Genomic DNA, 7837 nt, shown 5'->3' on the forward strand with positions numbered 1-7837 from the left:
CAGATTTCCCCCGTCCCCAATTCGTTTTCCCCCGTCCCAGATTCGTTTCAGGGTGTCCCTTTTACATTGATTCAAAGGCTGCTTTTGCATCGCGGATTAACTTGTCGAATTTGTCTGCCTGCCATGCGGCTCTTCCGGTGAACAGCCCGTCGATGGAGGGCTGGACGATGAGATCGCTTGCGTTGCCTGGATTGACGCTGCCGCCGTAGAGCACAGGGATGTCTACCCCGGCATCTCCAAAGATGTCCAGCAGTGTCTGTTTTATAACTTTATGCATCTCTTCTGCGTAGTCAGCTGTCGCGGGCGTACCATTTACGCCGATGGACCACACCGGTTCATATGCCACCCAGATATTCGGAATCTGTGATACCGGTATGTCGTGGAAACCGATTTTAAGCTGTGTGCGGAGAACCTCTGCACTGATGCCGTAGCTCTTTTCTTCTGCAGTCTCACCGATGCAGAGCAAAGTCGTAAAGCCATGATTGAGCGCTGCCTTTACCTTCTTGTTTTCTTCTATGTCTGTCTCCCCGAACACGTGCCTTCTCTCGGAATGTCCAATCATGACAAGATTGATTCCGATTTCCTTCAGCATAAGAGGTGAGACTTCTCCAGTGAACTGTCCTTCATCTTCCCAGCACATATTCTGCGCCCCGATTTTTACATATGTACGATCTATGTTTTTCGTCGCGCTTTCTAGAGTAGTGTAGGAAGGTATGATAAAAAGTTCGATTTCATCGCGGCTTAAATCCTTCGTGTACTCCACCAGATTCTGTAGATATTCCACGGTATCGTGTGTGTTCTTATACATCTTCAAGTTACTTCCAAAATACAATTTTTTCTGCATTGCAGCCTCCTTATGGTAATCTGATGTTGATTCTGTTTATATTCTGTATCTATTATATAGGATAAGCCGATAAAACGCAACTTCAAAACCGTGAAATTATTAACAAACGAAAAAACGAAATAAAACGAAAGGCAACAACAAAAAAACAGGATAAAATGCACAAAACAAGGGCAATAGAAATATATAAATGTACTGAAATTATAGAAAACAGTTGCATAATGAAAGAAACGAATATAAAATGAAACTACAAAGAAAGAGAAACATAAATAAAAACAAAAACATAAACGAAAGCAAACGAAAGGATGGAAAAGATGAGCGAGAGATTCAGACCAGTGACAGCGATTACCATGGGGGATCCGGCAGGTATCGGTCCGGAGATAGTAGTGGGCACGATATTGGATAAGGAAATTCATGAATGCTGCAAGCCGTTCGTAATCGGTAGCAGGGCGATTATGGAAAAGGCGGCAAAGGTGCTTGGCAAAGAGCTGAAGTACAATCTTATAACAGAACCTTCAGAGGCGAAGTATGAGTATGGCACCGTAGATATTATGGAGACAGGGGACTATGATACGGACTCCATAGAATGGGGAAAAGAACAGAAGCTTGCGGGACAGATGGCAATTGACTGGATTATGAAATCCATTGAATTAGGTATGGCTAAAAAGATTGACGCCGTCTCCACATCGCCGATTCACAAAGGAGCAATCAAGCTCGTCGGCGTAAAAGAGCCCGGACATACGGAGATATATCAGAATGTCACCAATTCACCATATGCATTGACCATGTTCTCATGCCATAAGCTGAGAGTATTCTTCGTAAGCCGCCATATGTCTCTTGTGGACGCATGCCATTATGCAACAAAGGATGTTATTTTAGACAATGTAATTAATATAGATAAAGAACTGCGCAAGGTCGGAATCGAGAATCCGCATATCGCGGTGGCAGGCCTGAATCCCCACAATGGAGACAATGGCCTGTTCGGAACAGAGGAACTGACAGATATCGGTCCTGCTGTAGAAGCGGCGAAGAAAAGGGGCATCAACGCGGTAGGACCGTGCCCGGCGGATTCCGTATTCCACATCGGAAAGTCAGGGAAATATGATGCAATCCTTTCTCTGTATCATGATCAGGGTCATATTGCTTGTAAGACGCTGGATTTTGAAAAATCTGTAACACTTACATTCGGTCTTCCGTTTATCAGAGGCTCTGTAGATCACGGGACAGCATTTGATATCGCCGGAAAAGGCATCGCCGGCTCTATAAGCCTTATCGAATCAACAAAAGTAGTTGCCGAATATGCCGCAAAACAGCATGAAAGAGAAGAGAACTAAGAGACTGTGATTATAGAAAGAGAGGGATAAAGATGCCTTTAATCGGTGCGGTAGCAGATGATCTGACAGGAGCCACTACGACAGGTGTGCTGCTGGCAAGATCAAAAGCAAGGACGGCGGTATTTTTTAATGAGGAAGCGGCGGAAAAAGCAGAAGGTCTGGATGCACTGGATGCAGTGCTGATCAGCAGCAACAGCAGGGCACTTCCGGCAAATGAAGCTTACGAAAAGGTGAAGTCTGCGGCGCAGGCACTTAAGCGGATGGGCGTCAGACATTTTACCAAGCGTATCGATACGACGCTTCGCGGCGGTGTAGGAATTGAAGTAGATGCGATGCTAGATATGGTCGGGGAAGATGCGGTGGCGGTTGTCGTACCTGCAATGCCCCAGTCAAGAAGGATATTGGTGGGGGGATATTCTGTCATCGACGGTGTGGCGCTCATCAATACTCCGGTTGCGCAGGATGTGCGTACTCCGGTTAAGGAAAACTATATACCGAGACTGCTTTCCGGTCAGACGAAACGTCAGGTGGGACTTGTGGCTCTCGACAAGGTTCTGAAGGGATCGGATGCTGTCAAAGAGGCGCTGGAAGCAGAGCGCGGCAGAGGCTGCAGCGTAATCGTCGTGGATGCGATTACCCTGGAAGATGTGGAGGAGATAGCAAAAGCCTGCATAGATCTTCGCTGGAACGTAGTGTCGGTGGATCCGGGCCCGTTCACCTCAAAGCTCGCCTATCACCGGGGGATGATTGGAACGGAAGAGCCAAATGTTCCGCCGGAGGCGGATGAGAACGGAAAAACGGTACTGATTGCTGCCGGCAGCGCGACGCCTGTCACGAAGAAGCAGATGGAAGTGCTCTGTGAAGATCAACGTCATGTCCGTATCAGCGTAGACCCGGTTCCTCTTATCGAGGGTGGCGATGCGGCCATGGATGAGGCATTTAGGGCAGTACATAAGGCGGTGGAACTGATGGAATCTGACAGCCAGCCAAGAGCGATTCTCTTTGAGACCGCCCTGCACGGCGAACTTCTGAACCTGGATGAGGAGGACAATAAGAGGCATTATGCCGGGGGGATGAGCGCAGACAGGATAAATGCCGGCCTCGGCACGATTATTTCACAGGTGCTGGAGCAGGTTGGAAGAGAAAAGATAGCAGGGCTTTACACCACAGGCGGCGATACGATGGTCAACGTATGTTATCAGCTTGGTGTCGAGTGTATAGAAGTGATGGATTATGTAATACCTCAGACGGACGTAGGCCGTCTTGTGGGAAGTTATGAAGGACTGCCGGTTGTAGGCAAGGGCGGACTGACAGGCAATGACAATACGGCCTGTGACATTGTGAGCCGGCTGTTCCGTGAATCAGCGAGAAAATAATAACGATGGAGGAAGTGAGAAAATGGGAGAACAGAAAACAGAAGTAAAAAAGACAAAAGATCTTGACCTTTTGAACAAGATGAAAAAGCTGCCGGGCGGGCTTGTAATCATACCGCTTGTAATCGCGGTACTAATCGCAACATTTGTGCCGCAGGCATTCCAGATAGGTGGCTATGTAACGGCATTGTTCTATGAAGGAAATTCAGCTATGATGGGATTTTTCCTCATCGTGTGCGGTTCTACTATCAATATTAAACAGGTAGGCATGCCTTTGTACAAGGGCGTTACACTTACCGGACTGAAGTTCGTGCTTGGCGTGCTGTTCGGACTCCTCGTCGGAAGGATTTGTGGTCCGGACGGATTCCTCGGAATTACGCCGTTCGTCATGATTGCAGCTATTACCAACTCCAACGGTTCCCTGTACATTTCCCTGTCCTCACAGTTTGGTAATGCGACAGATACGGGTGCGATTTCCATACTGTCGCTGAACGACGGACCGTTCTTTACGCTGGTTGCACTCGGAGCTACAGGGCTTGCCTCTATTCCAATCAACTCTTTGATTGCCACCCTGGTGCCGATTCTGATTGGATTTATCTGGGGCAATCTGGATGCAGGATTCCGTAAAGCATGTGCCACGGCACAGCCAATCGTGACATTCTTCATGACGATTTCCATCGGTGCAAAAACAGATGTAAAGACAATAGTGACGGCGGGTGCCGCAGGCATCGTACTCGGACTCATATCAGCAGTACTTGCAGTAGTATTCTTCTTCCTGTTTAACCTGCTGCTTCCGAAGAAGGAAAGAAATGCCATGGGGGCTGCTGTAGGTACGACGGCGCTCAACTCAGCGATGACACCGGCCGCAGTAGCAGAGGCCGATCCATCTATGGCCCAGTATACAGAAATGGCCACGGCACAGTGTGCCACAGCTTCCATCATCACATTGTTCCTCTGCCCGTTCATCGTGGCATTCTTTGACAAGATGATGCAGAAGAAGCAAAAGGGTATCTACTCACCGGAAGGATGGGCACACTATAAGGTCATGGGTGAAGAAGCACCAGCAGAGATGTAAAAAAACCGTAACCTTATTGAACATTAGCAGTTTGATAAGTATACATAATTCTTTATAGGCAAGTGAAAAAAGTCCTCTAATATGTTACAATGATTTCGTAATATATGAGAGGACTTTATTATAAGGAGCACAATCATGGAAGAAAAACTGTCAGTTCAGATGACGAAAGAGGCATTGTTTGATTTTCTTTTATACCATACATACTCTAAATTCTCCGGCTTTCTGACGAATGTTCTGGGGGCCGCCGTTGGTATCATGGGGATTATCCTGCTCGTTACGGGGAGGATAAAGCCGGTGCATTTCGTGTTTTATATTGCCGCCGCCGTTGCATTTATCGCATTTACTCCGCTCCAGCTGAAGTATAGGGCTAAAAGGCAGATGGAACTTAACGAGGAATATCAGACGGAATGGGAATATACATTTGACGAGTATGGGATAACTGCCGTGCGCGGAGATAAAGCAGAAAAGGTGGCCTGGGACAAGATCGAACGTGTGGCGACGACTCCGAAGACAATAGGGATATATTATGGAAAAGACCAAGCATTTATCATCCCGAAGCAGGCTTTCGGCAGCCGCTTCGTAGCTGTCATGAAGATGATGGCACAGCATATCGATCCACAGAAGGTAAGGCTGAGATAGAGAATTAATAATAGAGACAGAGGGTAATAAAATGGAAGAACGCAGGCGTACGATACTGAGAGAACTGGACGAAAGAGGAAGAGTACGGGTTGCAGATCTGAGCAGAGAACTGGGATGTTCAGAGGTGACAATCCGTAATGACATTAAGAATATGGATATGGAAGGTCTGCTGCAGAGAGTTCACGGAGGCGCTATAAAGCGGGAGGAAAGTCCGGTGCGCAAATACTCGGCCGAAAGCATATACCGCCATACAGACAGAAAAAAGAAGATAGCAGCCTGTGCTTATGAGTATATCGAAGACAGGGACACGATAATTATTGACGATGCGTCCAGCAGTTTTTACCTTGCGGTCCATATTAAAAACCATCCAGAAAAGCGAGTGGCTGTTGTTACCAATTCCCTGCTCGTGGGCAATGAGCTGGCAGGGTCAAAGCATGTGGAACTGTATATGGTGGGCGGCCATGTGGGGGGGCATCTCGCTGCGACTATGGGCGATGCGGCACTGGAGAACATGCAGAGCTTTCATGTGGACAAGGCATTTATCGGAGTCCACGGCATCAATTTTGAAGTAGGCCTTACTTCCATAGCCACGCCGCAGATGCAGGTGAAGCATGCGATTTTGAAAGCTGCAAAGGAAGTATACGTACTTGCGGACAGCAGCAAATTCGGAGGCGGCTACCTGTCTGTAATCTGCCCGATAACCGATGTACATTTGATAATCACAGACGACGAAGTAGCGAAAGAAAATGTAAAAATAGCAAAAGAACTGAACGTACCGCTTGTGATTGCATGAGGGACACCCAAAAACGAATTGGGGACGGGGTTTTTTGAAAAAAACCCCGTCCCCAATTCGTTTTTTCTTGTAAAAAAATGTAGAAATATAATGGAACCTGAAGAAAAATATGATAGAATAAAGGTACATTAAAATGTTGAGGGAGGAACAGTTTATGAAAAAAAGGATGGTAGCAATTGTTTTATTATTCATGTTTGTTTTAGTATCAGTTATAGGGTGTGGTGGCAAAAAGGAGGATTCAGCTAAAAAGGAAGAAAAAGAAGTTGCGGCAGATGAAACATTTATGAAAGATTTAGCAAAGGCATTAGAAGCAAGGTGGGCTTTATCAGATAAGTATGATTCTATGGATAAATATGCGAATGCGGAAATAGGGAGTGAAGAGCATAAGGAAAGCTATGAAGATTATGTATCTGCGGAATTAGATATATTGGAAAAATATCAGACTGAAAAATTCGAAGATAGTAAACTTCAAGAAAAAGCAATTCAATATATTAATTTATTGAAACAGCAGAAGGAGGCTTGTGATTATATAACTGTCGACTATGAAAAATATGATGAACTATGGTACGATGCGTTTAACAAAAGAACTCAAATGATTGTTGAGTTTGTAAATGATTATAAGCTTAAGGTGTCTGATAAATATGAGGATACATTAAAAGATTTTACTCTAAATGCACAACAGGTTAATGAAGAAAACGAAAAAGAAGGTAAAGTGCAGGCATTAATAGGTTCAATAGAGTTTGCACTGGCTGAAGATGATGGGTATGGATGGAAAACGTATAATGCTGTCGTGGAAAATACTACAGATATGAATTTCTCTTACTTTGGGCTGGATATAAACCTGTTAGATCAAGATGATGTGATTCTCGAAACAACATATGCTAACGTAAGTAATTGGAACAGCGGACAAAAAGTGAAATTTGAATTCACTACGGACAAGGAATTTGTTGCTACCCAAGTTACCGGAGAGTATACGGAGTAATCTAGTAACCAGTAGGTAGAATAAAAATGCATATAAAGGAGAGCAACTATGGCTAAGTATGAATGTGCAATGTGCGGGAAAACGTTAGGGCTGATGGAAACCATTAGCAGGGAATTTCCAGACGATAAAAACAGAGGTCTTTGTCCCAAATGTCATCAATACTTCGTTAACAATGTCAAAAAGAGGTTAGATGAAACGAATGATTCTATTGGCTACAACAGCGTGAAGCAGAGTATACTGGAACAGATAAGGGCAGAGAATGGCAACTCGGGGTATGAATATGTAGAAGATTACTTTAAGTATCAAGAAGCGCAGAATCTTAAAGAGGAAAACGCCAGATGGGAGGCATGTCCGGTATGCGGTAAAATCAGAGACCCTCAAGAGGACATTTGTGGTAATTGCGGATATATTTATACAGATATTAAGGGATTAAGCAAAGAAGACTATGTCAAGGCAGCTAAAACCAGATTCGAACAATACCGAAGAAATCCATTGTACGAGTACAAAGTGGAGGTTGTTCAGGAGTCTGGCCTGACAGGTGCTTTCAAAAAGGCAGATATACAAAATGTATTGGCTGCCTATGCATTGGACGGATGGCGTCTTCATACTGCTGTTACAAATGAACTGGGTAAGATGGTTTTGTCTGCGGCAGGAGTTGGGACGAATGCTACAGTAGACCAGATGATATTAATTTTTGAGCGATGTATCAAAGATAGGACCTCGGAATAATGGTATACATGACATGAGGGACACCCAAAAAACGCAGAGTAGGTACGTACGTACGTACGTACGTACGTACG

General features: G+C 45.1%; 8 protein-coding genes. 7 read left to right on the top strand and 1 reads right to left on the bottom strand.

Annotated elements, in window-relative coordinates:
• Positions 1-61 precede the first annotated feature (61 nt).
• On the bottom strand, positions 62-844 hold the full coding sequence (gene tpiA / locus HMPREF0980_RS09725; protein WP_049728867.1) for a triose-phosphate isomerase: 783 nt from the start codon (positions 842-844) through the stop codon (positions 62-64).
• A gap of 311 nt (positions 845-1155) precedes the next feature.
• Here tpiA and pdxA point away from each other — a divergent pair, with 311 nt between their 5' ends.
• The 7 genes from pdxA (at position 1156) to HMPREF0980_RS09760 (ending at position 7766) form a co-directional block, all read left to right on the top strand.
• Positions 1156-2175 carry a 4-hydroxythreonine-4-phosphate dehydrogenase PdxA gene (gene pdxA, locus HMPREF0980_RS09730; protein WP_049728868.1) on the top strand — a complete coding sequence of 340 codons (1020 nt, stop codon included), beginning with the start codon at positions 1156-1158 and terminating at the stop codon, positions 2173-2175.
• 32 nt (positions 2176-2207) lie between these two features.
• Positions 2208-3551, top strand: a complete 1344-nt coding sequence (locus HMPREF0980_RS09735; RefSeq protein WP_049728869.1) for a four-carbon acid sugar kinase family protein — start codon at positions 2208-2210, stop codon at positions 3549-3551.
• A gap of 22 nt (positions 3552-3573) precedes the next feature.
• A complete protein-coding gene (locus HMPREF0980_RS09740; RefSeq protein ID WP_049728870.1) occupies positions 3574-4623 on the top strand; it encodes a 2-keto-3-deoxygluconate permease in 1050 nt (349 codons plus the stop codon).
• Positions 4624-4758: 135 nt separating this feature from the next.
• Entirely contained in the window at positions 4759-5262 is a 504-nt protein-coding gene (locus HMPREF0980_RS09745) for a YcxB family protein (RefSeq protein ID WP_049728871.1), read from the top strand.
• Between the two features lie 31 nt (positions 5263-5293).
• On the top strand, positions 5294-6055 hold the full coding sequence (locus HMPREF0980_RS09750) for a DeoR/GlpR family DNA-binding transcription regulator (protein WP_049728872.1): 762 nt from the start codon (positions 5294-5296) through the stop codon (positions 6053-6055).
• Between the two features lie 154 nt (positions 6056-6209).
• Positions 6210-7037 carry an FxLYD domain-containing protein gene (locus tag HMPREF0980_RS09755; protein ID WP_049728873.1) on the top strand — a complete coding sequence of 276 codons (828 nt, stop codon included), beginning with the start codon at positions 6210-6212 and terminating at the stop codon, positions 7035-7037.
• A 48-nt stretch (positions 7038-7085) separates the two neighbouring features.
• Positions 7086-7766, top strand: a complete 681-nt coding sequence (locus HMPREF0980_RS09760; RefSeq protein WP_049728874.1) for a DUF4177 domain-containing protein — start codon at positions 7086-7088, stop codon at positions 7764-7766.
• Positions 7767-7837: the final 71 nt, after the last annotated feature.

Source organism: Dorea sp. D27, assembly GCF_001185345.1.
Classification (GTDB): domain Bacteria; phylum Bacillota; class Clostridia; order Lachnospirales; family Lachnospiraceae; genus Extibacter.